The 22399-nt window shown below is 73.8% G+C and carries 25 protein-coding genes; 11 read left to right on the top strand and 14 right to left on the bottom strand.

Annotated elements, in window-relative coordinates; genetic code table 11:
• Positions 1-89 precede the first annotated feature (89 nt).
• The 4 genes from AC24FB_RS10510 to AC24FB_RS10495 form a co-directional block, all read right to left on the bottom strand.
• Entirely contained in the window at positions 90-383 is a 294-nt protein-coding gene (locus tag AC24FB_RS10510) for a glutaredoxin family protein (RefSeq protein WP_425713670.1), read from the bottom strand.
• A 92-nt stretch (positions 384-475) separates the two neighbouring features.
• Positions 476-574: a 30S ribosomal protein bS22 gene (locus AC24FB_RS10505; RefSeq protein WP_076808172.1), complete on the bottom strand. Its 99-nt coding sequence runs from the start codon at positions 572-574 to the stop codon at positions 476-478.
• A 113-nt stretch (positions 575-687) separates the two neighbouring features.
• The gene (locus tag AC24FB_RS10500; protein WP_425713671.1) at positions 688-903 is read right to left on the bottom strand and encodes a helix-turn-helix domain-containing protein; all 216 of its coding nucleotides are present in this window, start codon (positions 901-903) and stop codon (positions 688-690) included.
• Between the two features lie 151 nt (positions 904-1054).
• Positions 1055-2305 (bottom strand): acetoin utilization protein AcuC, encoded by a 1251-nt coding sequence (locus AC24FB_RS10495; protein ID WP_425713672.1) that lies wholly within the window; start codon positions 2303-2305, stop codon positions 1055-1057.
• A gap of 112 nt (positions 2306-2417) precedes the next feature.
• Between AC24FB_RS10495 and AC24FB_RS10490 the strand changes: the two genes are divergently transcribed.
• Positions 2418-3797: a TrkH family potassium uptake protein gene (locus tag AC24FB_RS10490; protein ID WP_425713673.1), complete on the top strand. Its 1380-nt coding sequence runs from the start codon at positions 2418-2420 to the stop codon at positions 3795-3797.
• Positions 3798-3851: 54 nt separating this feature from the next.
• Positions 3852-4514, top strand: coding sequence for a potassium channel family protein (locus AC24FB_RS10485; RefSeq protein WP_425713674.1), 663 nt, complete (start codon positions 3852-3854; stop codon positions 4512-4514).
• Between the two features lie 4 nt (positions 4515-4518).
• Here AC24FB_RS10485 and AC24FB_RS10480 read toward each other — a convergent pair whose 3' ends face one another.
• Positions 4519-5001 (bottom strand): GNAT family N-acetyltransferase, encoded by a 483-nt coding sequence (locus AC24FB_RS10480; protein ID WP_487561460.1) that lies wholly within the window; start codon positions 4999-5001, stop codon positions 4519-4521.
• A 176-nt stretch (positions 5002-5177) separates the two neighbouring features.
• On the opposite strand from AC24FB_RS10480, the gene AC24FB_RS10475 reads away from it, so the two are divergent.
• Positions 5178-6029 carry an aldo/keto reductase gene (locus tag AC24FB_RS10475; RefSeq protein ID WP_425713676.1) on the top strand — a complete coding sequence of 284 codons (852 nt, stop codon included), beginning with the start codon at positions 5178-5180 and terminating at the stop codon, positions 6027-6029.
• Positions 6030-6033: 4 nt separating this feature from the next.
• Here the strand turns inward: AC24FB_RS10475 and AC24FB_RS10470 are convergent, their stop codons facing one another.
• A complete protein-coding gene (locus AC24FB_RS10470; RefSeq protein WP_425713677.1) occupies positions 6034-7209 on the bottom strand; it encodes an acyl-CoA dehydrogenase family protein in 1176 nt (391 codons plus the stop codon).
• A 64-nt stretch (positions 7210-7273) separates the two neighbouring features.
• Here AC24FB_RS10470 and AC24FB_RS10465 point away from each other — a divergent pair, with 64 nt between their 5' ends.
• The 3 genes from AC24FB_RS10465 to disA are packed head-to-tail and all read left to right on the top strand — an operon-like array spanning position 7274 to position 10569.
• Complete coding sequence (locus AC24FB_RS10465; RefSeq protein ID WP_425713678.1) at positions 7274-8011, top strand: GPP34 family phosphoprotein; 738 nt, start codon at positions 7274-7276, stop codon at positions 8009-8011.
• A gap of 56 nt (positions 8012-8067) precedes the next feature.
• Complete coding sequence (gene radA, locus AC24FB_RS10460; protein WP_425713679.1) at positions 8068-9465, top strand: DNA repair protein RadA; 1398 nt, start codon at positions 8068-8070, stop codon at positions 9463-9465.
• Between the two features lie 48 nt (positions 9466-9513).
• Positions 9514-10569 (top strand): DNA integrity scanning diadenylate cyclase DisA, encoded by a 1056-nt coding sequence (gene disA, locus AC24FB_RS10455; protein WP_425713680.1) that lies wholly within the window; start codon positions 9514-9516, stop codon positions 10567-10569.
• A gap of 17 nt (positions 10570-10586) precedes the next feature.
• On the opposite strand, the gene AC24FB_RS10450 is transcribed toward disA, so the two are convergent.
• Complete coding sequence (locus tag AC24FB_RS10450) at positions 10587-11300, bottom strand: hypothetical protein (protein ID WP_425713681.1); 714 nt, start codon at positions 11298-11300, stop codon at positions 10587-10589.
• Positions 11301-11390: 90 nt separating this feature from the next.
• On the opposite strand from AC24FB_RS10450, the gene AC24FB_RS10445 reads away from it, so the two are divergent.
• From AC24FB_RS10445 to AC24FB_RS10435, 3 genes are read left to right on the top strand one after another with little or no spacing between them, the layout of a single operon-like run.
• Positions 11391-12317: an HhH-GPD family protein gene (locus tag AC24FB_RS10445; protein WP_425713682.1), complete on the top strand. Its 927-nt coding sequence runs from the start codon at positions 11391-11393 to the stop codon at positions 12315-12317.
• Positions 12318-12337: 20 nt separating this feature from the next.
• Entirely contained in the window at positions 12338-12772 is a 435-nt protein-coding gene (locus tag AC24FB_RS10440; protein WP_425713683.1) for a hypothetical protein, read from the top strand.
• Positions 12773-12813: 41 nt separating this feature from the next.
• Positions 12814-13515, top strand: a complete 702-nt coding sequence (locus AC24FB_RS10435; RefSeq protein ID WP_425713684.1) for an alpha/beta fold hydrolase — start codon at positions 12814-12816, stop codon at positions 13513-13515.
• A gap of 31 nt (positions 13516-13546) precedes the next feature.
• On the opposite strand, the gene AC24FB_RS10430 is transcribed toward AC24FB_RS10435, so the two are convergent.
• The 5 genes from AC24FB_RS10430 to AC24FB_RS10410 all read right to left on the bottom strand — a co-directional run bounded on the left by AC24FB_RS10430 (position 13547) and on the right by AC24FB_RS10410 (position 17845).
• On the bottom strand, positions 13547-13762 hold the full coding sequence (locus tag AC24FB_RS10430; protein ID WP_425713685.1) for a hypothetical protein: 216 nt from the start codon (positions 13760-13762) through the stop codon (positions 13547-13549).
• Positions 13763-13952: 190 nt separating this feature from the next.
• A complete protein-coding gene (locus tag AC24FB_RS10425; protein WP_425713686.1) occupies positions 13953-14870 on the bottom strand; it encodes a hypothetical protein in 918 nt (305 codons plus the stop codon).
• Between the two features lie 135 nt (positions 14871-15005).
• Positions 15006-15536 (bottom strand): amino-acid N-acetyltransferase, encoded by a 531-nt coding sequence (locus AC24FB_RS10420; protein WP_425713687.1) that lies wholly within the window; start codon positions 15534-15536, stop codon positions 15006-15008.
• Positions 15537-15578: 42 nt separating this feature from the next.
• On the bottom strand, positions 15579-17243 hold the full coding sequence (locus AC24FB_RS10415) for an alpha/beta hydrolase (protein ID WP_425713688.1): 1665 nt from the start codon (positions 17241-17243) through the stop codon (positions 15579-15581).
• Positions 17237-17845, bottom strand: a complete 609-nt coding sequence (locus tag AC24FB_RS10410; RefSeq protein WP_425713689.1) for an LppA family lipoprotein — start codon at positions 17843-17845, stop codon at positions 17237-17239. Before AC24FB_RS10410 ends, AC24FB_RS10415 begins: the two co-directional genes overlap by 7 nt.
• A gap of 198 nt (positions 17846-18043) precedes the next feature.
• Here AC24FB_RS10410 and AC24FB_RS10405 point away from each other — a divergent pair, with 198 nt between their 5' ends.
• Positions 18044-18904: an SMP-30/gluconolactonase/LRE family protein gene (locus AC24FB_RS10405; RefSeq protein WP_425713690.1), complete on the top strand. Its 861-nt coding sequence runs from the start codon at positions 18044-18046 to the stop codon at positions 18902-18904.
• 7 nt (positions 18905-18911) lie between these two features.
• Here the strand turns inward: AC24FB_RS10405 and AC24FB_RS10400 are convergent, their stop codons facing one another.
• Both AC24FB_RS10400 and AC24FB_RS10395 read right to left on the bottom strand, forming a co-directional pair.
• A complete protein-coding gene (locus AC24FB_RS10400) occupies positions 18912-19196 on the bottom strand; it encodes a hypothetical protein (protein ID WP_425713691.1) in 285 nt (94 codons plus the stop codon).
• Between the two features lie 57 nt (positions 19197-19253).
• Positions 19254-20867, bottom strand: a complete 1614-nt coding sequence (locus AC24FB_RS10395) for an HNH endonuclease (protein ID WP_425713692.1) — start codon at positions 20865-20867, stop codon at positions 19254-19256.
• Positions 20868-21571: 704 nt separating this feature from the next.
• Here AC24FB_RS10395 and AC24FB_RS10390 point away from each other — a divergent pair.
• Positions 21572-22357 (top strand): uridine kinase family protein, encoded by a 786-nt coding sequence (locus tag AC24FB_RS10390; protein ID WP_425713693.1) that lies wholly within the window; start codon positions 21572-21574, stop codon positions 22355-22357.
• Positions 22358-22399 lie beyond the last annotated feature (42 nt).

Below are 22399 nucleotides of genomic sequence, written 5' to 3'. Positions count from 1 at the left end.
TTCGTCGTCGTCGAGATTGCGGTTCGTGCGCGCCGAGACTGCGGTTGGTGCTCGCCGAGACTGCGGTTCGTGCACGTCGAGCGCGCGGCTCAGCGCGCGGCGAGCGCCCGCTCGACCGCGGCGACGTCGACCATCAACCGGTCGACCTCCACGCCGTCGAGCCGGACGACGGGCACGTGGTCCGACAGCTCCGCGAGCGCCGGGTCCGCGTCGACGTCGACGAGGACGAGCGAGGCGCCGTACCGCTCGGCGACCGGCTCCAGCTGCGCGGCGGTCCGCTCGCACAGGTGGCAGCCGGCCCGGGAGACGACCTCGAGGCGGGCGGGAGACTGCGCCGCACCGGCCGCACCCCCGCCGAGCCAGGCCTCGGGCGAGCCGGCCACGGTCGACGACGCCGGCGCCGTGTCACCCCCGGAACGCGACGAACCCGGCACCCCTGCGGGGCCCGGGCTCGATCGACGACGGAAGCGAAAGATCACTTCTTGTTGCGGCGCTGGTGTCGCGTGCGACGCAGCAGCTTGCGGTGCTTCTTCTTCGACATGCGCTTGCGGCGCTTCTTGACGACAGATCCCACGGGTCCACCTCAGTCCGATCGGGTACGTAACGCGTGCGCGTCCGGGAAACCCGGCAAGTCTAGCGGGTGAGCAGCGGGTGCGGGTCGCCTGGTGCGTCAGACCCGCCACACGGTCACGAGCCGGTGCCCTCGGCCGTGTCCCAGCCCTGCAGGCCCTCCGAGATCAGCTGGTCGACGGCGGCGTTCGGCACCCGGAACGACCGGCCGACGCGGACGGCGGGCAGCTCGCCCGAGTGCACCATGCGGTACACCGTCATCTTGGACACGCGAAGCGACTCGGCCACCTCGGCCACCGTGAGGAAAGGGCTGCTCCCCTGACTCTCGACCATTGCTCCCCGCTCCTGACCACGCCCCGGCCGCGCACGTGACTCGTGGGGCTCCTGTGCACCGAAGATAGCGGTGTCGGCGGTGCCTCGGCCAATCGCCGCGCGTGTCGCGGGCCTCGGCGCGTCGGTCGGCGCCCCCGGCCCGCGGCCCTCCCTACGCCGTCAGCGGGTCGAGGCCGTGCTCGGGAAAGGTCGCGCGACGGGTGGCGAGGATCGCGCGGTCGACCGGGTCCTCGGGGTCGTAGCCCTCGGCGAACCGTCCGGCGGGTTCACCGGTCGGGCCGTCCGCCGCCCTGCCGTTCGCCGTCGTGCCCTCGTGGGTACGCGCTCCCGGGACGGTGAACGGACCGGCGTCGGACATCGTCGTGGCGATCGCGCCCTCGGCGAGGTCATGGACGAGGGCGCGCCACTCCTCGGGGACCGGCGTGCCCGGGTCCAGCGGCCGGCCCGCGACGACGCCGAGCACGTGGCACCACGCGCGCGGCACGACGTTGACGACCTCGTAACCGCCGCCGCCCGTGGCGACCCAGCGACCGCATGCGTACCGCTCGGCGAGGTCGGCGAGCAGCAGCGCCGCGCCGCGCTGGGCGTCGACGGACACCGCGAGGTTCGTCAGGGGGTCGCGCCCGTGGGAGTCCGAGCCGTGCTGGGTGACGAGGACGTCCGGGCGGACCGCCTCGACGATCGGGGCCGCCACCGCCTCGAGCGCGCGGAGCCACTGCGCGTCGGACGTCCCTGCCGGCAGGGCGACGTTGACGGCGGAGCCCCTGGCCTCGGGTCCGCCGACGTCCTGCGGGTAGCCGGTGCCGGGGAACAGGGTCGAGGGGTGCTCGTGGATCGACACGGTCACCACGTCCGGGTCGTCCCAGAACACGCGCTCGACGCCGTCGCCGTGATGGGCGTCGACATCGACGTAGACGATCCGCCCGGCGCCCGACTCCTTGAGGTGGCGGATCGCGACGGCGACGTCGTTGTAGACGCAGAATCCCGAGGCGTGCCCCGGCATCGCGTGGTGCATGCCGCCCGCCATCGAGAACGCACGCCGCACGCGGCCGTCCCACACGGCGCGCGCGGCGGCCACCGTCGAGCCGACGAGGCGCGCCGAGGCCGTGTGCATCGCGCCGAACACCGGGTTGTCGTCGCCGCCGATCCCGCGCCGGGCGTCGGCCGTGCCGTCGGCCTCCGCGGCCCGGACCGCGGCGACGTACCCGGCCTCGTGGACGCGGGCGAGCAGTTCCTCGTCGCACGGCTCGGGCTCGACGATCTCGACGGCGCCGTCGTCGAGCTGCCCGAGCGCGCGGGCGAGCTCGTGGGTGAGGTGGAGCCGCAGCGGGGTCATCGGGTGCCCGACCCCGAAGTTGTAGCCGACGAGGTCCGGGGACCACACGAGAGCTCCTTCGGCCATGGGGGCAACCTACCCCCGCCTGTGGCAAGGTTCCGTCTGCTGCGCGCACGCCCGGTCGCGGGCCCGCAGCCCGGGGCGGCCGACCGCCCCGGCCGACGGCGCGGGAGGTCAGGTGGCACGCTCCGCCCTCGGCCGCGTCCTCGCGCTGGGCAGGGACCGGGTCGACGACCTCGCCCATCGCTCCCCCGCCCGGCTCGCGCTGCTCGTGTTCGCCTCGATCGTCGTGGTGATGACCGGCCTGCTCTCCCTGCCCGTCGCGACGACCGACGGCGTGCGCGCCCCGTTCGTCGACGCACTGTTCACCGCCGTCTCCGCGGTGTGCGTGACGGGGCTGACCACCGTGGAGACGGCGACCTACTGGTCCGGGTTCGGCCAGGCGGTCATCCTCGTCAGCATCAAGGTGGGCGGGCTCGGCGTGATGACGCTGGCCTCGATCCTCGGCCTCGCGGTCTCCCGCCGCATCGGGCTCACCCAGCGGATGCTCACCGCCTCGGAGACGGGGACGACGCGGCTCGGCGAGGTCGGCTCGCTCGTCCGTGCCGTCATCGTGGCCTCCGTCGTCATCGAGCTCACCCTCGCGGCCACGCTCGTCCCGCGGTTCCTCGAGTACGGCGAGTCCGTCCCGGCCGCGCTGTGGCACGGCTTCTTCATGGCGCTGTCGATCTTCAACAACGCCGGGTTCGTCGTCCTCGACGGCGGTCTCGTGCCGTTCGTCGGCGACTGGTGGCTCGGGCTCGTCGTCGTCGTCGGCACGTTCCTCGGCGCGGTCGGCTTCCCGGTCCTCCTCGACCTGTGGCGCCACCGCCGCCGGCCCGGCCGCATCTCGCTGCACGCCAGGCTCACGCTCGCGACCTTCGGCGTCCTGTTCCTCGTCACCGTCGTCGCGTTCGTCCTGTTCGAGTGGTCCAACCCGGACACCCTCGGCGGCCTGCCCGCCGCCGACCGCGTCATCGCCACTCTCGTGCACTCGATCACGCCGCGCTCGTCGGGCCTCGCGACCCTCGACGTCTCCGAGATGCAGCAGTCGACCCTGTTCGCCACGGACGCGATGATGTTCGTCGGCGGCGGGTCGGCGTCGACGGCGGGCGGCATCAAGGTGACGACCTTCGCCGTCCTCGTCCTCGCGATCGTCGCGGAGGCGCGGGGCGACCGGGACATCGAGGCGTTCGGCCGCCGCATCCCCACCGAGACGGTCCGCCTCGCCGTGGCCGTCGCCTTCCTCGGCGCCACGATGGTCGGGCTGTCCACCCTCGTGCTCCTCTCGGTCACCGACTTCACGCTCGACCAGGTGCTCTTCGAGGTGATCTCGGCGTTCGCCACGGTGGGCCTGTCGACCGGCATCACCCCGCACCTGCCGGACAGCGCCACCTACGTCCTCGCGGTCCTCATGTTCGCGGGCCGCATCGGCACGATGACCCTCGCCGCCGCCCTCGCGATCCGCTCGCGGCGCCGGGTCATCCGCATGCCGGAGGAACGCCCGGTCATCGGCTGACCCGCGACAATGGCCCCACCGCCACCCCACCGCACGCCCGACGAAAGGACCCACATGCCGAAGCAGGCCCGGGACTCCGCCGTCCTCGTCATCGGCCTCGGGCGCTTCGGCGCGGCCCTGGCGGCGACCCTGGAGTCCCTCGACCGCGAGGTCCTCGCCGTCGAGAAGGACCCCGACCTCGTCCAGACGTGGTCGAGCCGGCTCCCCCTCGTCGAGGCCGACGCCACCTCGGCCGACGCGCTCGAGCAGCTCGGCGCCGCGGACTTCCCCGTCGCCGTCGTGGGCGTGGGCTCCTACCTCGAGGCGTCGGTGCTCATCACGGGGAACCTCGTCGACCTCGGGATGCCGCAGATCTGGGCGAAGGCCGTGTCCGGTGAGCACGGGCGCATCCTCAAGCGCATCGGGGCGCACCACGTGGTCTACCCCGAGTACGACGCCGGCCAGCGCGTGGCCCACATGGTCTCCGGCCGGATGCTCGACTACATCGAGATGGAGGACGGCTTCGCGGTGGTGAAGATGCGTCCCCCCAGCGAGACGCACGGGTTCACCATCGGCGAGCTCTCGCTGCGCTCGCGCTACGGGATCACGGTCATCGGCAGGAAGTCGCCCGGCGAGCCGTTCGAGTACACGACCCTCGAGACCCGGATCGACGCCGAGGACACCCTCATCGTCTCGGGCGACACCGAGCTGCTCGAGGTGTTCGCGCACCGGCCGTGAGCGGTCAGGCGAGGTCCTCCCACACGAAGGGGGTCGTCGTCCCGGACTCCCAGTCGCGCCTGAGGATCGCGTAGGCGACCGAGGCGACGGGCTCCCCGCCGTCGACCGGCCAGCCCTCGCGGTAGTGGGCCTCCTTGAGGAAACCGCAGCGCAGGAAGGTGCGACGCATCGCCACGTTGTCCTCCCGGGTCTGCCCCTCGAACCTCCGGGCGGCGGGGAACCGTCGGAACACGAGGTCGGTCGCCGCGCGCACGACCTCCGAGGCGAGACCGCGGCCGCGGAACTCCTCGGCGAGCCGGAGGTCGAACATCGGCGTGTCGTCCTCGAGGTCCTCCAGGCGGAGGAAGCCGATCCGACCGAGACCGGCGTGGTCGACCCAGTACGAGTCGTTCTCGTCGTCCCGGAACGCCCCCTCGCCCACCAGGCGCTCGACCCGCGCGCGGTCGGGGCGCGGCACCATGTGGAACGGGAAGGCGTTCTGGGTCATGAAGACGACCAGCTCCTCGCGGTCGTCACCTGCCGGATCGAGGCGCGTGAGGGTCACGGCGGACGGCGCGCCGATCGTCGGGGAGTGCACGCGCGGCACGCTATCGGGGCGGCCACCACCCGCGCGACGGAATACCTGTGCCCGCGATCGCCGCCCGACCTGCCAGGATGGATCCCATGATCTCCTCGGGCATCGTCGTCATGGGTGACGGCCACGCAATCCCCCAGATCGGTTTCGGCACCTACAAGATCCCCGACGCCGACGCGGCGCCGCTGGTCGCCACCGCGATCGAGGTGGGCTACCGGCACGTCGACACCGCGCAGATGTACGGGAACGAGGTGGGCGTCGGCCGCGGCATCGCGGACAGCGGCGTCGCCCGCGACGAGCTGTTCGTCACGAGCAAGCTCGACAACCCGAACCACGCGCCCGGCACGGCGAGGGCCAGCATCGAGCGCTCGCTCGAGGACCTCGGGCTCGACCGGCTCGACCTCTTCCTCATCCACTGGCCCTACCCGGCCGACTCGACCACCCCGCTCGCCGAGACCTGGCAGGTCCTCGTCGACGCCCGGGCCGCCGGCCTCGTGACCTCGATCGGCATGTCGAACGGCCAGCCGGAGCACCTGCGCGAGATCCAGGACGCGGGCCTCCCCCTGCCGGCCCTCGACCAGGCCGAGATCCACCCGTACCTGCAGAACCAGGAGGTCGTCGACTTCTGCCGCGCCGAGGGCATCACGGTGCAGGCGTGGTCGCCGATCGCCCGCGGGCGCGTCCTCACCGATCCCGTGGTCGAGGCGGTCGCCGCCGAGGTCGGCGCGTCGCCCGCGCAGGTGGTGCTCGCCTGGCACGTCGGGCGCGACCACGTCATCATCCCCAAGGCGAGCTCGCGGAAGCGGATCGAGGAGAACCTCGGCGCGCTCCAGGTCGAGCTCACCGCCGAGCAGGCGGCGCGCATCGACGCGCTCGACCAGGGTGAGGCCGGGCGCACCGGCATGCACCCCTCGACGATGAAGCGGTACGGCGAGGAGTAGCCGCTCAGCCCGCCGGCGGCGGGACCGGGCCGAGCAGCGCGTTCGCCCAGGCGGCGTGGACGGACTCGTCGTCGGAGGGGTGGAAGAGGCCGGCGACGACGTCGCGGTACAGGCGCGAGAGCTCGGCGCGCGTGTAGAAGCTCGACCCGCCGGACGCCCGTACGGCCTTCTCGACGACGCGCAGCGCCGTCTCGGTCGCGCGTGACTTGAGCGCGGAGAGCTGTGGCATCCACAGCGGGCGGTCCGCCCCGGCGTCGACGTCCCGGGCGAGGGCGACGAGCTGGGGCTCGATCGCGTCGAGCTCGATGGCGGCGTCGGCGAGCCGCCGCCGGATGTCGGGGTCGTGCGCGTACGGGGCCTGGTTCTTCAGGCTCATCCTCTTGCCCACGGTCGCGACGGCGACGTCGAGCGCGCGCTGCGCGACGCCCTGGTAGACGGCCGCGAGCAGGATCTCGAAGTTGGCGAAGATCCCGAAGACGAAGGGGTCCATGGTCGGCCCGGGCGGGACACGCCGGACGATGCGGTGCGCGGGTGCGTGCGCGCCGTCGAGCACGGTCGTGTACGACTGGGTCGCCCGCATGCCGAGGGTGTCCCAGTCCTCCTTGATCTCGATGCCGCCGCCGTCGCGCTCGACGAAGCCCCACACGTTGACCGGGTTGTCGGGGTCCGTGCGGTCGGTGCCGAACGTGCCGAGCAGGGTCCACACCGGTCCCAGGGTCGTGAAGATCTTCGTGCCGTTGAACGCGTAGCCGCCCTCGCCGTCGGGCGTGGCGTCGGAGGCGGAGCCGAAGAGGACGAGGTCGTTGCCGGCCTCGGACACGCCGAAGGCGATGATCGCGCCGTCCATCACGCGCGCGAGGATCTCGTCCATGTCGGACTGGCCGGCGGCCCGGACCGTGCGGGCCACGCCCACCCAGATCTGGTGCATGTTGACGGCGAGCGCCGTGGCGGGCGAGGCGCCGGCGAGGCGCGCCTGCTCGCGGGCCATCTCCTCCAGGCTCAGCCCGCCGCCGCCGAGCTCGGCGGGCACGAACGCGGTGAGGTAGCCGGCCGCGCGCAGGTCGGCGAGGTCGTCGTGGGGGAAGGTGTTGTCGCGGTCGTGGCCGGCGGCGCGCGAGCGGATCGTCTCGAGCAGCTCGTCGGTGAGGACCTGACGGCGGGGGGCGGCTTCGCTGGTCATGGATGCATTGTCCTCCCCGTCCGGGGTGCCCGGCCAGGGCGTCGCCCCTCGATAGCCTGGTCAGATGCCGGCCCAGCTCCTCGCCGACGTCCTCCTCCTCGTCCACGACGACGAGACGGGCGCGTGCCTCGTCGATACCGACACCCTGCGCCGGCTCGCGGTCGAGTCGGCGGCGGAGCAGGTGCTCGCGGGCGGGACGCTGCGCATCCACGAGAAGCGGAAGTGGCGGCCCGGCCCCGGCGGCGGCATGACCAGGCGGGAGATCATCCAGACCTACGTCCCGGTCGAGGGCGGCCCCACGCCGCCGCCCGGCTACGACGCGATCGCGGCGTGGCTGGTCGGCCAGGACCCGCGCGGCCGTGCGGGCGGGAGCCGCGGGGTCGGGGCGGTCGCGGGCGCCGCCGACCACCTCGTCGCCACCACGCTCGACCAGCTCGTCGCGGCCGGCACCCTCGTGCGCGGGCACAGCACCGCCCTCGGCGATCGTCGAGGCACGACCTACCAGGAGGCGGCGCCCGAGCGCGAGGACCGGCTCCGCGAGCGGATCCGGTGCTCGATGGGGCAGGCCCCGACCGACGGCCGTACCGCCGCGGTCCTGCCCGTCCTCCACCGCTCCGACGTCGGCGAGCACGCGGTCGAGGGCGCGGGCGGGAAGGAGCTGGACTCCGTGAACGGCCACTTCTACCTGCGCGAGAAGGTCTCCCGGGACACGGGCCGGTGGTGGGTCGCCGTCCTGCTGTTCGTCCTGCTCGTGCCGGCCATCGCCTGGGCGCTCATGCAGTTCGGCCGGATCCCCGTCTGACGCGCGCGGTGGGGAGGGCGCCCGCGGCTGTCGGCGCCGCCGCCTACCGTGGACCCGTGCCGACGACCTCCACCAAGCGACCCCGCGCCGAGCTGCGCTGCACCGAGTGCGGCTGGACCACCCCGAAGTGGGTCGGCCGCTGCGGCGAGTGCCAGGCCTGGGGCACGATCGAGGAGGCCGGCGCCGCGCCCGCCCGCGCGTCGGTCGGTGCGCTCGCCCCGGCCACGCCCGCGGCGTCGATCCTCGACGTCGACGTCGAGACCGCGCGCGCCCGGCCCACCGGGGTCGGGGAGCTCGACCGCGTCCTGGGCGGCGGCCTCGTGCCCGGCGCCGTCGTGCTCCTCGCGGGCGAGCCCGGCGTCGGGAAGTCGACCCTCCTCCTCGACGTCGCGGCCCGGGCGGCGTCTGCGGTCGAGGGGCGCGTGCTGTACGTGACCGGCGAGGAGTCGGCGAGCCAGGTCCGCCTGCGCGCCGAGCGGATCGGGGCCCTGCACGAGGATCTCCTGCTCACGGCCGAGACCGACCTCGCCACCGTGCTCGGCCACATCGAGGCGATGGACCCGGCGCTGCTCGTCGTCGACTCGGTCCAGACCGTCGCCGACTCCGCCGTGGACGGGTCCGCGGGCGGCGTCTCCCAGGTCCGGGCGGTCGCGGCCACCCTCATCCGTGCGGCGAAGGCCCGCGCGATGCCCGCGATGCTCGTGGGGCACGTGACGAAGGACGGCTCGATCGCGGGGCCGCGGGTGCTCGAGCACCTCGTCGACGTCGTGTGCCAGGTCGAGGGCGAGCGCCACTCGCGCCTGCGTCTCGTGCGCGCGGTGAAGAACCGGTTCGGCGCCACGGACGAGGTCGGCTGCTTCGACCTGCGCGAGGACGGCATCATCGGCCTGCCCGACCCGTCCGGGCTCTTCCTCTCCGCCGCCCCCGAACCCGTGGCCGGCACCTGCGTGACGGTGACGCTCGAGGGCCGCCGCCCGATGCCGGTCGAGGTCCAGTCGCTGCTCACCGAGCCGGCCGGGCCACCGCGTCGCACGGTCTCCGGCGTCGACGGCGCGCGGGTCGCCATGATGCTCGCCGTGCTCGCCGCGCGGCTCGAGGTGGGGACCGCGGGTAAGGACGTCTACGTCTCCACGGTCGGCGGCGCGCGGGCGAGCGAGCCCGCCGCGGACCTCGCCCTCGGCCTCGCGCTGCTGTCCGCGTCCCTCGGGAGGCCCGTGCGCCCCGGTGTCGTCGCGTTCGGCGAGGTGGGCCTCACGGGCGAGCTGCGCGCGACGACGGGCGTGGGCCGCCGCCTCGCCGAGGCCGCACGGCTCGGGTTCACCACCGCGGTCGTCCCCTCGGCCGGCGAGGCGCCCGCGAACGTGGCCGGGATCCGTGTGGTCCGGGCGGCGAACCTCGCCGAGGCGGCGCGCGAGTGCGGCCTGGGGCCGAGCGGCAGCGGCGCTGACCGGTAGCGACCTACGATGAGCCCGGCGGGGCCGTTCCGCCGGGAACGGGGAGGCATGGGCACCGACGACGAGGCGACGATGCGCACCATGCTGCACGAGATCGCGCCGGGCACCGTCCTGCGCGACGGGATCGACCGCATCCTGCGCGGCCGCACCGGCGCCATCATCGTCCTCGGCTTCGACGACGATGTCGAGGCGATCTCCTCGGGCGGATTCGACCTCGACGTCGAGATGTCCGCGACCCGGTTGCGCGAGCTGTCGAAGATGGACGGCGCCGTCGTCGTCGACCGGTCCGCCGGGCGGATCCGCCGCGCGAACGTCCAGCTCATGCCCGGCTCCCACATCGACACGGTCGAGTCCGGGATGCGGCACCGCACGGCCCAGCGCACGGCCCGGCAGACGGGGCACCCGGTGATCTCGGTCAGCCAGTCGATGCGGACCGTCGCCCTGTACGTCGGCGAGCTGCGGCACGTCGTCGTCGAGAGCGCGGAGGTCCTCGCGAAGGGCGAGCTCGCGCTGTCCGCCCTCGAGCGCTACCGCGCCCGGCTCGACCAGCTCCTCGGCACGTTCACGGCGCTCGAGGTCGAGGACGTCGTCACGGTGCGCGACGTCGTGACGATCGTCCAGCGCATGGAGATGATCCGCAGGATCTCCTCCGACGTCGAGTCGGCCACCGTCCAGGCCGGCACCGACGGCCACCTCCTGCGGCTCCAGCACGACGACCTCATGGTCGGCCTCGCGTTCGAGCGCCGCTCGCTCGTGCGGGACTACGTGCCCACGGGCGCGTCGTCGGGGGTCCGGGAGGCGCTCGGGGCGCTCTCGTCCTCCGACCTCGTCGACCTCGCGGGGATCGCCCGGACCATGCGCCTGGGCGGGCCCGGCGGAGCCGACCTCGACACCCCGGCCTCGCCGCGCGGGCACCGGCTCATCGGCAAGATCCCGCGCCTGCCGCAGGCGGTCGCCAACGCGATCGTCAGCCACTACGACTCGCTGCAGGCCCTCCTCGCCGCGACCACGGACGACCTGCAGGAGGTCGAGGGCGTGGGCCGCGCGCGGGCGTTCGCCGTGCGCGAGGGGCTCGGGCGGGTCGCGGAGACGTCGCTGGTCTGAGACGGGGTGGCTGGTTCTCAGCCCTCGCTCGGCGCCTCGGACGCAGTCTCGCCCTCGGTGGGCGCCTCGCCGTCCGTCGGTGCCTCGGCCGGGGCCTCGTCCAGGGTGAACACGGTGTCGGTGCCGCCGATCTCGGCGCCCTCGCGCACGAGGACGGCCCGGTAGGTCCCCGGGCTGACGGCGGGCGGGTCCTCGGGGCAGTCCGCGCTCGACCGGGTCCCGGGCCAGGTGACGAGCGCGTCGGACGTGGTGTCCGGTCCGAGCAGGAGCATCCGTGACTCCTCGGCCGGGCAGTGCGCCGAGGACCAGACCGGGTCGTTGCCCGAGGTGACCTCGACGACGAGGGCCGCGTTGCCCGCGTCGACGAGGCAGTCGCCCCGGCCGGAGTTCGTCAGCTCGATCGCGAAGTCGACCGGGCTGCCGGCGTGGCGACCCGTGGCCGTCATCGTCAGCCCGAGCTGGTCGTCGGTGCAGGCCACGGGGTCGCCGGTCGGGACGGCGTCGGAGGCGGACTCGCTGCCGGACTCCGAGGACGACTCGGCGGCGGCCGGGCCCTGCTCGTCGTCGTCGCCCCCGAAGATCGCGCCCCAGACGGCGATGACGCCCCACACGACGAGCGCGAGCACGACGAGAAGCGCGAGGAGCACGGTGATGCGGCGGCGCCAGATCGTCGCCCGGCTGGGGCGGCGGCGCTGCGCGGGGCGCGAACCGCGGTCGTCATCGGTGGGCACGGGCCCACCGTAGGCACGCGGACCCGCGCCGCCCGGGTGGCACGCCGGAGGACCGCGGGGGACGCGCGTGGATCGGGGCACACTGGCCCGGTGCCCGAGTACCGCGAGATCCACGACGCCGTCGCCGGCTTCTGGGCCGACCACGCCCGTGACCTGCCCTGGCGCCGGACCGGCACCACGCCGTGGGGCGTGCTCGTCTCGGAGACGATGAGCCAGCAGACGCCCGTGGCACGCGTGGCGCCGGCGTGGGAGGCGTGGATGGCGCGCTGGCCGGTGCCTGCGGACCTCGCGGCCGCGCCCGGGGCGGACGTGCTGCGGGCCTGGGACCGGCTGGGCTACCCGCGCCGCGCGCTGCGGCTCAAGGAGTGTGCGGCGGCGGTCGTGCGGGACCACGACGGCGAGGTCCCCGGCGACGAGGCCGACCTCCTCGCGCTGCCGGGGGTCGGCCCGTACACCGCGGCCGCGGTCGTGGCGTTCGCCCACCGGCGCCGCGCGGTCGTGCTCGACACGAACGTCCGGCGGGTCCTCGCCCGGGTCCTCGGCGGCGAGGCGGCGCCCCCGCCCGGCGCGCCCGCGAAGGCGGAGCAGGCGCGGGCGGCGGACCTCCTGCCGGCGGGCGACGAGGCGTCCGCCGCGTGGAACGCCGGGGTGATGGAGCTCGGCGCGCTCGTGTGCACGGCGCGCGCGCCGCGGTGCGACGACTGCCCGCTGGCCGGGCGTTGCACCTGGAGGGCCGCCGGGTACCCGGCGGACACCCACGCCGCACGACGCCGTAGCCAGCCCTGGGAGGGCACCGATCGCCAGGCTCGGGGCCGGGTGATGGCCGCGCTGCGCGCCGCCGAGCCGGGGGCGACGCACACGTGGGCCGAGCTGGTGGAGGCGGCGATGGGTAGGGCGGGATCCGGCGCGGCGGGATCCCGCGGGGCAGGAGACGCCGAGCAGGCCGCGCGCGTGGTGACCTCGCTGCTCGCGGACGGCCTCGTCGTCGAGCGTGGGACCGGCCTCGGCCTGCCCTGAGCGGCGACTACCCTGCCCCGGTGAGCACCGATCTCCCGCCCGGGCCCGAGGACGCGCCCGCGCGCCCGCCGGGGTCCCGGGCCGTGCGCGCGACGCTGCTGGTCATGGCCGGTGCGATCGGCGCGCTCGGGGTGCTCGGGCTCGGGCTGGCCGCGATGGCCGGAGACGTCCTGTCCCCGTGGCCGGGTCTGACGATGATGCTCATCGGCCAGGCGGCCGCGCTGCCGGCGCTCGTGCTCGCGGCGCTCGGTCACCGCCGGGCACTGGTGGGCGACGACCCCGGCGCGGCCCGGCTGCGGAAGGTCCTGCGGGTCACCCCGCCGGTTCTCGTCCTCGCCCTGGGCATCGCGTTCGCGCTGTGGTTCTGGCGGGAGCCCGAACTGTGGCTGCCGACGCTCGGGTGCGCGCTGGTCGCCGCCCAGGTGGGGCTGCTCGCACGGCTGCTGTCGCGGTAGGCGGGGCGCGGATGTCGGCCCCTGCGCCTAGCCTCGGGGCCGTGGAGATCCTCCTCGTCCCCGGCTTCTGGCTCGATGCGTCGTCGTGGGGGCCGCTCCTGGGCGCCCTCGAGGCCGCGGGGCACCGGCCGCGCCCGCTCGCGCTGCCCGGCACGTCACGTCGCGCGGCGGACCGGGCGGGCGTCACGCTCGCCGACCAGGTGGCGGCGACGGTCCGGGCGATCGACGGGTCCGACGCCGAGAAGATCGTCCTCGTCGGCCACTCGGGCGGGTCGCACGTGGTGTGGGGCGCCGCCGACGCCAGGCCGGAGCGAGTCGCCCGGATCGTGCTCGTCGACGGGTTCCCCGTCCCGGACGGGACGCCGGTCAACCCCGATCTCCCGGTGGTCGACGGCGAGGTGCCGGTGCCGGACTGGTCGTTCTTCGACGACGGCTCGCTCACCGACATGACGGACGAGGTCCGCGCGGAGATCGAGCGGGTCGCCGTGCCCGTGCCGGTCGGGGTCGCGCAGCAGCCGCTGCGGCTGACCGACGGGCGGCGCCTCGAGATCCCGGTGACCGTGCTCGCGTCCTCCGTGCCGTCCCACGTCATCCACGAGCTGATCGGGTCGGGCGCCCCGTTCGCCGCCGAGCTGGCCGCGGCAACGGACCTCGAGCTCGTCGACCTGCCGACGGGTCATTGGCCGCAGTACACCCGGCCCGACGAGCTGGCCCGGCTCGTCGTGGCGGCGATCGACCGGTGACGACGCCGGCCGTCAGCCGGGGGCCGAGGGCTCAGCAGGGGAACGGGGTCCAGGGGTCCCCGGGCACCGGGTAGGCCGGGTCCCCTGGCAGCGGATGGGCCGGGTCACCGCCGTCGGCGAGGACAACCTCGCCGGACGCCACGGGCGCCTCGGGCTCGACCGGCTCGTCGCCCTGGCAGGCAGCCAGGCTGCCCGCGAGGAGGAGGGCTGCGGTGGCGGTCGTCAGGCGGGTGGTCCTCGAGCTCATCGTGGTCCTTCCGGGGCGTTGCTGGGGTCGTCCTGCTGTCCGGGCCCACGTTAGGGACGACCCCGGTCCGGCGCCAGGCCGCTCGACGGGCCGGACTCCCCGGTCCCGACGTGCGGCGGCGCCGGCCGGAGGGGATCCCCACCGGCCGGCGCCGTGGTCGGACCGCTACCGGGTCACGGGTGCCGCCGGGTCACTGGAGCGACATCTCGCGGACGGACTCGAGGACCGCGTCGTCGACACCCTCGCTCTGGTACTCGAGGACGGCGACCTCCTCGGTCTCCTGGTTCTCCACGACCCAGTAGACGATCTCGGTCTGGCCGTCGCTCACCGAGATCTCGGTGGCGTTGAGGCCCTCGGCGACCGGCTGCAGCTGCTGGATGTCGACCTCGGTGTCCGGGTCGGCCGCACTCGGGTCCCCGGTCTGGGGGATGAAGTCGACGCAGTCGCTGTAGCCGAGCGTCCCGGAGTCCGGCGCGTGGCAGTCGTTCAGGTGCAGCGCAGCACCGTCGTTGCCGGACCAGACGCCCTCCTCGAACTCGCTCCAGTCCTCGGGCAGCGGAACGGCGAGCCAGTCGGAGTGGATCGCGACGCCGGCCGCACCGGTCCCGGCCGGATCGCCCTCGGGGGCCCCGCCCTCAGGGGCCTCACCCTCCGGTGGTGCTCCGCCGTCGTCGGGCACCCCACCGTCGTCGGGCACCCCACCGTCGTCGGGCATCTCCCCTCCGGGGACGTTCCCGTCCTCGCCGGGCGCGACGCCGCCCTCGGAGCCACCGTCCCCGCCGGGCGCGACGCCGTCGGACGCACCTTCCTGGCCGGGCGCGACGCCGTCGGACGCACCTTCCTGGCCGGGCGCGACGCCGTCGGACGCCCCCTCGTCGGAGGCCGAGTCCTCGTCGGGAGCCTCCGGCTCCTGCGAGTCCTCGACGGCGGGCGGTTCGACGGGGTCCGTCGCATCGTCGGAGCAGGCGGCGATCCCGCCGACGAGAAGCAGCGCGCTCGAGCCGAGCGCCAGTCGCTGGGTGACCTTCGCGTTGATGGTCGTCTCCTTCCTGCCCTTGTGGCCGCTGCGGCCACGAGGAACCGGAGTGTCGATGTCGTGCTCGGTCACCCACCACGCTAGAAATCACGCCGCGCGGGTCGCAGATCCGAACCGTGGGGACTTCTGTCCTGCCCTGACCTGGGCAAAGACTCCGACATGCAGAGAACCGCGTCGTCGTGGGGAACGGTGCGCCTCCCCCGGGTACTACAGCTCGAGCAGCATCCGGGTGTTGCCCAGGGTGTTCGGCTTGACACGGGCGAGGTCGAGGAACTCGGCGACACCGTCGTCGTGGGAGCGCATGAGCTCCTCCTGGACGTCGACGCCGACGGGCGTGCCCTCGATGACCTCGAAGCCGTGACGGCCGAAGAAGTCGACCTCGAAGGTGAGGCAGAACAGACGCTTGAGCCCGAGGGCGCGGGCGCGGTCGACGAGGGACCGGAGGAGCAGTCCGCCGATGCCGCGTCGGAGCCACGACTCGTCCACCGCGAGCGTGCGGATCTCCCCGATGTCGTCCCACATGACGTGCAGGGCGCCGCAGCCGACGATCGTGCCGTCGTCCGCCTCGGCCACGAGGAACTCCTGGACGGACTCGAAGTAGGTGACGAGGTCCTTCGTGATGAGCGTGTTCGTGGCGGCGTAGGGCTGGACGAGCCTGGCGATCGTGCGCACGTCCGTCACGAGCGCGGGCCGGACGGCGACCGCGCCACGGGGCTCCGTGCCTGGTCGCGACGTCATCGGAGAATCATGCCACCGCCTCGGCCGACGGTCCGGACGTGGCTACCAGGGCCACTCGACCGGGTCGGTCCAGAACTCGTGCGCGCGCTCGGAGACCACGTGCTCCTCGAGCCCGGCCACGACGAGCCCGGTGTTGTGCTGCGCCATCGACCCGTCGTCGAAGACGCTGGAGTGCCCGGTGGTGCCGTCGCGGTGCTCGCCGTACGCCGTCTGTCCCTCGTACGTGGACAGGTGGGTGAGGCCGTCGACGCCGGTGGGGTCGGGCCCGAACCGGCCGAGGTCGGCGATGAGGTCGTTGTCGTTCTCGAGGTAGTAGATCGCGTCGCCCGGCACGTCGAAGTCGTCGAGATCGCCGGTCGAGATGCCCGGGGAGGACATGAACACGGTGTTGTCGACCCCCGTGCCCTCCTGCTGGAGCGCGTACCCCTGGGTCGTCGACCCGTACGAGTGCCCGAGCGCCGTGAGGTTGGGGTCGACGGGACGCGAGGCGTTGATCCCGGTGTAGAAGCCCGCGAGGTCGTCGCCGCCTCGCTGCGCGGCGCCGGACAGCGCGACGGAGTTGCCGGACAGCGTCTCGTCCCACTGGGGTGCGTCGTAGCCGAGCCACGACACCGTCGCCACCGTCTGGTCGTGGTGGCCGTAACGGTCGAGCTCGGCCTCGGTGACCCCCTTGAGCGAGGACATCCGGCTGTCGTAGCTCGCCAGGCTGCCGTCGACGGTGGTGGTGAACCCCGGCGTGAGGACGGAGACGTGGTCCGCGGTGTCGACATCGCCGTTCGCGACCGCCGCCTTGACCCGGTCGCCGGACTCGGTGTCGAGCAGGAGGAGGTAGCGGCCGTCCTGGGCGATCGTCTCCTCGACCTGGGTGATCGAGTCGAGCGCGGCCTGGGCGTCGTCGATCGCACCCTGGTCGCCCGAGGCCTCGGCGGCTGCCAGCGCCTCCTCGGCGTCGGTCTTCTCGCCGTCGAGCCGGTTGCGGTTGGCCTCGTCCCTGGCGGTGGACGGGATGCCGTCGCGGTTGCCGACGAGGTCCGGCTCGTCGTCGAGGATCTCCTGGCGCTGGGCCGGGGTGAGGGACTCCCACCAGTCCGCCTGGGCCTGCTCGTCGCCGTCGGGCGGCGGGGGCCAGGTGATCTGCCCGTCGGTGTCGCCGGCCGCGGCGGCCGCCGCGAGATCGGTGTGCCCCGAGTCGAGCTGGTCGCCGTGCGCGGAGTCGAGGACCGCGGCCAGCGTCGTGTCGGCGGATTCGGCGAGCAGGAGGACCTCGGTGACGGCCTGCGACACGACGTCGACGGCCTCCTGGCGCTCGCGCGTGTACGCGTCGCGGTCCTCGACCGTGTCGAACCGGGCCGGCGGCGTCCGGGTGTCGGTGACAGAGCCGTCGCTGCCCACCGTGACCTCGCGGCTGGTAGCGAGCGCGTCGATGTCGGCGACCTTGTCCTCGACGGTGCGCACGGAGTCCTCGGCCTCGTCGACGGCCGCCCGGACGAGGGAGACCTCGTAGACGATCGACTGCGCGGCGGTGCTGATCTGGGTGCGGCGGGTCCCGGCGGCGGTGGCGGCATCACCGGTCCAGCCGGCGGGGGTGACCATCGCGTCGAGCTCGTCCTCGATGCCCTGGAGCGTGTCGCGGGCGTTCCCGAGCGCGGTGACCTCGGCGGCGAGCGACGACGACGACCAGCTCCGCACGTCCGACCAGGTCACCATCGCGGGACCTCGTCGACGATGTCGGGGGCCGCATCCGGGAGGTCGGCGCCGGCGGGGCCGATGAGGGGCTCGGCCGAGGTCGAGCCGGCCGAGGCGGAGCCGACGGCGCCGGACCCTGGCGCCGCGCCTGATCCACCCATGTGCGCCGGCAGGCCGGCGCCCGGTCGCACGGTCACGCGGAAGATCGTCGAGGTGGCCGTGCCGAAGGTGAGGATGCGGCCGTCCTCGGCGTAGAACCGAGCCTCGTGGTCCTCGAGCCTGTCGACGGCGAGCTCGGCCCCCGTGTACCCCACCCGGCGGGCGTGGGCCGCGACGATCGCGATCGCGCGGTCCCACTCGTCCTCGTCGAGGTGCCGGGCGACGCCGAACGTGTAGTGCCGGTCCACCGGGTCGCTCGCTCTCGGACCGGTGCGCGCCGTGCTCAGCTGCGGCCTGTTCTGGATCCAGGTGAGCCCGTTGAGCGCGGCATCGAGGTCGTCCTTGACGGCCTCGGCCAGGTCGGTGATCTCCCGGTCCGCGTCGGTCGGCTCGGCGTCGGTCGGCTGGGCGTCGGTCAGGTCGGCGTCCCTCAGCTCGGGCGGTGGGCCGTCGGCTTCGTCCATGCGCGCATCTCCTGGGCAGGTCCGTCGTCGTCGGCGTCCCCAAGGTGCCGACGGGACGAATCTTCCACGTCGCGCCCCGAGGGCCGAATCCATGACAACGATCGCGTGGGGAGAAGTCCCCATCGACGACGACGGGAGCACGTGGCAGGCCCGCTCCGGGGTGGCGCGCCGCGTTCGGGCGTGGTCGACAATGGGCCCATGACACACGTGCACTCGGCACCCGAACAGGTCACCGACGCCGTCGCCTATCACGGGGAGGGGCCGGTCTGGTCCGCGAGCTGGGGCGGGCTCCGGTTCGTCGACATGCTCGCCGGGGACCTGCTGACCGTCCGGGACGACGGCGGGGTCGACCGCCTGCCGACCGGCTCCGCCGTCGCCGCCTTCGTCCGCCCGCGCGCCGACGGCGGCTACGTGGTCGGCACCGAGCGTGGGCTGGCCACGTCCGACGAGCCCGACGCCGTGCCCTCACCGTGGTTGACCCTCTGGCGCCACGAGGGACTGCGGATGAACGAGGGCGGCTGCGACGCCGCCGGCAACCTCTACGCGGGCAACATGGCCTACGACCGCAGCCCGGAGGTCGCGAGCCTCTACCGGATCACGCCCGGCGGGGACGTGACGACCGCCGTCGAGCGGGTGACGACCTCCAACGGCTTCGACGTCTCCCCCGACGGCTCGCTCGCGTACTACAACGACACCTCGGCCGGCGGGACCGATGTCTTCGACGTCACCGACGTCGGGCTCCGCAACCGACGGCGCTTCGCGACCGTAGCCTCCGACGAGCGGCCCGACGGCCTGACCGTCGACTCGGCGGGGAACGTGTGGGTCGCGCTCAACCGCGTCGGGAAGGTGCGCCTGTACTCCCCCGAGGGGGCCGAGCTGGCGACGGTCGACCTGCCCGTCCGGCTCGTCACCGCATGCACTCTCGGCGGCGAGGACGGCCGCGACCTGTTCGTCACCACGTCCAAGGAAAAGCTCGACGACCCGGAGCCGGAGGCCGGCGCCGTCTTCCGCATCCGGGTCGAGGTACCGGGCCGGCCGGTGCGCACGTTCGGGGGCTGAGCAGGGGTCAGCCGAAGTCCTGCGCCGCCGCCTCGTCGGTGTCGCGGTAGGTGCGCGCCGCTGCCTCGAGCCCGGCCGCGTAGTTGTCCAGCCCCTCGGTCAGCGCATCCTTCTCCCCGGTCCAGCTCGTCCCCAGCTCTGGCGCCGACACCGCGGAGCTCGAACCAGGCATCGCCGTGGCGATCCCGTCGACCGCTGCCGGCAGGTCGACGTCGGCGATATCGCCGGACGCGTCTCGGGCGTTGCTCGCCGCGGTCTCGAGCTGGCTGATCTCGGCCTCGAAGTCGCTCACGGGGAGATCGTGCCACGCGCCCCGGACCGGCCCGACATGGTCCCGTCAGGGACGGGCTCACCCCGACCACCCCCCGCGATAAGGCAGGTCATACATGTCGGGCACGTCGAACTCCTCCAGGTCGTCCACGTAGGACAGGTCGTCGAGGTCGTCCAGGTAATCACGATCGTCCGGCTCCACCATCTCGGGTGGATCACCACCGGCCGTCGCGATCCAGCCGGGCGGATCGCCACTTGTTCCGACGCCTGGCGGCCGCGATCGTTCCACGCCGTCGGAGCGACGGACCGGCTGCTCGAGCTCCGCAAGTGCCGCCCGGCTCTCGGCGTATCGCCGACGCATGGCGTCCGTCCGGCTCGCCCGGAACGTCTGGGCGAGGGCCGAGCCGCCACGGGTCGAGTATCTGTGACCCGTCGGCGTGCTGACCGTGAGGTCCTCGCCGTCGACGCTGTGGGACCACCCCTCGTTCTCCTTCGCGAGGTTGCACCGCTGGCACAGCCCCGACGCATTCGCGACGTCCGTCGTCCCGCCGGCCGCGTGCGGGCGCACGTGGTCGACCTGCCGGATCGGCGCGCCGCACCACAGGTTGCGGCATCGGTCGTCGCGCGCCAGCACGAGCGCCCGGAGTCGTTTGGAGAAGAGTCGCGAGCGCACATCCATCTTCGTGATCCGCCCGGTCTCCGGCTCGACCCACAGGCGCCGCAGCTGGACGTCGCCCGCCTGGTCCGCGGTGAGGATGCCGCGCGCGACGGCGGCGTCGAGCGGACCCTCCCCCGGGATGCGTGCCGGCTCGTCACCACCGAGCAGCGTCTCGTCCGTCATCACCAGGGTGAGGTCGACACCTCCCGGACGTCCGGGTCGCGTGCCGGTGATGCGTTCGACGAACAGATCCGCCGCCACCTGGTCTCGGGTACGCGCAACGGCGCCACCCTCGGTGACCTCGGTGTCGGCCGCCCGTAGCAGCGAGGCCTTGACCGCCACCGCGTCGGTGAGCGTGAGGAGCGCCGTCACGTAGGCCATGCCGCCCGGCGCAGGTCGGACGGAGACGCGGCGTTCGCGCCTGTGCCGCTCGAGCCGCTCCACGGCCGACGCCTGGTCCAGCTGCCGGGCATGGTGACGCGCGCGTGCAGCCGCCTGTGCGTCGCTCAGTCGCGGCAGGTCGGTCGCGACGGCCTCGTCGACGACCCGGCGGTCCTCGGCGTCGAGCATCGCCGTCTCGCGCGCGACGAGCGTGGCCCGCCACTCCGACACGTCGCCCTGCTCCAGAAGGGTCATGGTGCGGGGCAGCTCGCGAAGGAGCGCCTTGGCGAACCCGAGATGCTGCGAGCCCTTCGTCGGCGAGTCCCGCCGGGCGAGCGCCACCTCCTCCGCGACGCCCTTGCCGCGCTCATGCGCAGGCACGCCCCGCGCGGCCTCGGCCGCCCGCCGCCGCTCGTCGAGTCGTACCGCTGCACGCGCCTGGACGGCTGCGAGCGCCGACTTGACCGACTCCACCCGTGTGATGAGGTCGATCTCCCCCGGCTCATCGGCAGCCTCGACGCCGGACAGCTCGACGAGGAGCGCACCGAGCGCGTCGTCCCCGAGCAGCGCGTCGGTCCACGTCCCGCCGGCCCGCGACGCGGAGCCGGCCTGGCCAGGGGGCCGAGTGGCAAGGGCCGATGCAAAAGCGGGCACGGTCGTACGGGTAGCCGTGGCAGGTACGGCGGGAACGGCAGGGATACTCGCGGACCCGGGAGCGTCGGCGGGCCGAGGCGCCGCGTCTTGCCCGGTCGTGGCGGTGACGTCAGGCGCAGAGGCGGACTCCGTTGTGGTTGCGGGGCGAACCGCGGAGTCCGACCCGGCCGTGGAGGTGCCGCAACGCCCCGACGCGAGAGCGGTCGTGGTCGTGGCTCCAGAAGCAGTGAGGGGCGATCGAGAGACCGCGCGCGAGCCAACAACGTGGGTCTCGGTACTCGTGTCGGTCATCTCGCCACCTCCTCGTCGAGCCAGTTTCTCGAACCTGTGTTCGAACTGATCCAAGCCTACCGCAACGAACTGACACCACAAGAGATCAACCGAAATAAGTGGACAAGACGTCACGAAGGCGTCCTGTGGATAGATCGGGACCGGGGCAAACGGTGGGGCGAATCGCCGACGCGCCGCCAGGCCAGGCGCAGAGGCAGGGTTGGAGGCACTGGCAGGAGTAGGGGCAGAGGCACAGTCACAGTCACAGGCACAGGCACAGGCACAAGCGGCGGCACCGGCGCACCCAACGGGCATGGCACACGCGAGGATCGGGGCGGGTCCCGCGCGACAGTCACGGCCGGGCGACGTGCCGGCACGCCTCGCCTACCCTTGTCCGGTGCGGGCACCGGCCCGCCGACGGACCGGAGGTGGCGATGGACGACGACGCCCGCACCACCCGCCACACGCCCGCGGAGGGCGCGACAGATACGACGGGCGGCGCCGGACACACCGCGGCGACGACAAGCACGACGACGACAGACCCGCCCCCGACACCCCCCGCCCGACCGGCACAGGAACCACTGTTCGACATCCCCGAGGCGGCGCGGACCCCGCTCGCGCGGGTCGTGCTCGTGACCGGGCCGTCAGGCTCCGGCAAGACGCGCCTGACGCGCCGGCTCGGCCTGCCCACGGTCGCCCTCGACGACTTCTACCTCGACGGTGACCACCCCGGCCTGCCCCGGCGCCACGGCATGGTCGACTGGGACTCCCCCGCCAGCTGGGACGGCACCGCGGCCGTGGCGGCACTCGTCGAGCTCGTGACCACGGGGTCGGTGGAGGTCCCGGTCTACGACATCCCGTCGAACGCGCGCGTGAGCTCGAGGACGATCGAGCTCGGCACGGCGCGTGCCGTCGTCGCGGAAGGGATCTTCGCCGCCGAGATCATCGACGCCTGCCGCACCGAGGGGATCCTCGCCGACGCCCTGTGCCTCACCCGCCCCCGACTGCAGACCTTCGTGTTCCGCCTGGCCAGGGACCTGGATGAGGGCAGAAAGCCTCCGCTCAACCTCGTGCGCCGCGGACTGGCGCTCACGCTCGCCGAGCCCGCGATGTACCGCGACCTCGTGGCCAAGGGCGCCCGTCGAACAACGGTCGACGACGCCGAACGGACGATCCTCCGGGTGGCCGCCGGGCTGCCGCCGGAGCCCGTCGAGGACTGACGCCACCGACCTTGCGGGGTGCCCGAGGCAGGGAGCGTGCGG

The sequence above is a fragment of the Georgenia sp. Z1344 genome, assembly GCF_057652375.1.
The sequence above is the reverse complement of the archived record's forward strand: the minus strand, read 5'-3'. Positions and strand labels throughout refer to the sequence as shown.

Coding starts and splice junctions, on each gene's coding strand:
- AC24FB_RS10500 (WP_425713671.1), bottom strand. CDS start 903: ATGGTCGAGAGTCAGGGGAGCAGCCCTTTCCTCACGGTGGCCGAGGTG.
- AC24FB_RS10495 (WP_425713672.1), bottom strand. CDS start 2,305: ATGGCCGAAGGAGCTCTCGTGTGGTCCCCGGACCTCGTCGGCTACAAC.
- AC24FB_RS10485 (WP_425713674.1), top strand. CDS start 3,852: ATGCCGAAGCAGGCCCGGGACTCCGCCGTCCTCGTCATCGGCCTCGGG.
- AC24FB_RS10480 (WP_487561460.1), bottom strand. CDS start 5,001: ATGACCCAGAACGCCTTCCCGTTCCACATGGTGCCGCGCCCCGACCGC.
- AC24FB_RS10475 (WP_425713676.1), top strand. CDS start 5,178: ATGATCTCCTCGGGCATCGTCGTCATGGGTGACGGCCACGCAATCCCC.
- AC24FB_RS10470 (WP_425713677.1), bottom strand. CDS start 7,209: ATGACCAGCGAAGCCGCCCCCCGCCGTCAGGTCCTCACCGACGAGCTG.
- AC24FB_RS10465 (WP_425713678.1), top strand. CDS start 7,274: ATGCCGGCCCAGCTCCTCGCCGACGTCCTCCTCCTCGTCCACGACGAC.
- disA (WP_425713680.1), top strand. CDS start 9,514: ATGGGCACCGACGACGAGGCGACGATGCGCACCATGCTGCACGAGATC.
- AC24FB_RS10430 (WP_425713685.1), bottom strand. CDS start 13,762: ATGAGCTCGAGGACCACCCGCCTGACGACCGCCACCGCAGCCCTCCTC.
- AC24FB_RS10420 (WP_425713687.1), bottom strand. CDS start 15,536: ATGACGTCGCGACCAGGCACGGAGCCCCGTGGCGCGGTCGCCGTCCGG.
- AC24FB_RS10415 (WP_425713688.1), bottom strand. CDS start 17,243: ATGGTGACCTGGTCGGACGTGCGGAGCTGGTCGTCGTCGTCGCTCGCC.
- AC24FB_RS10410 (WP_425713689.1), bottom strand. CDS start 17,845: ATGGACGAAGCCGACGGCCCACCGCCCGAGCTGAGGGACGCCGACCTG.
- AC24FB_RS10405 (WP_425713690.1), top strand. CDS start 18,044: ATGACACACGTGCACTCGGCACCCGAACAGGTCACCGACGCCGTCGCC.
- AC24FB_RS10390 (WP_425713693.1), top strand. CDS start 21,572: ATGGACGACGACGCCCGCACCACCCGCCACACGCCCGCGGAGGGCGCG.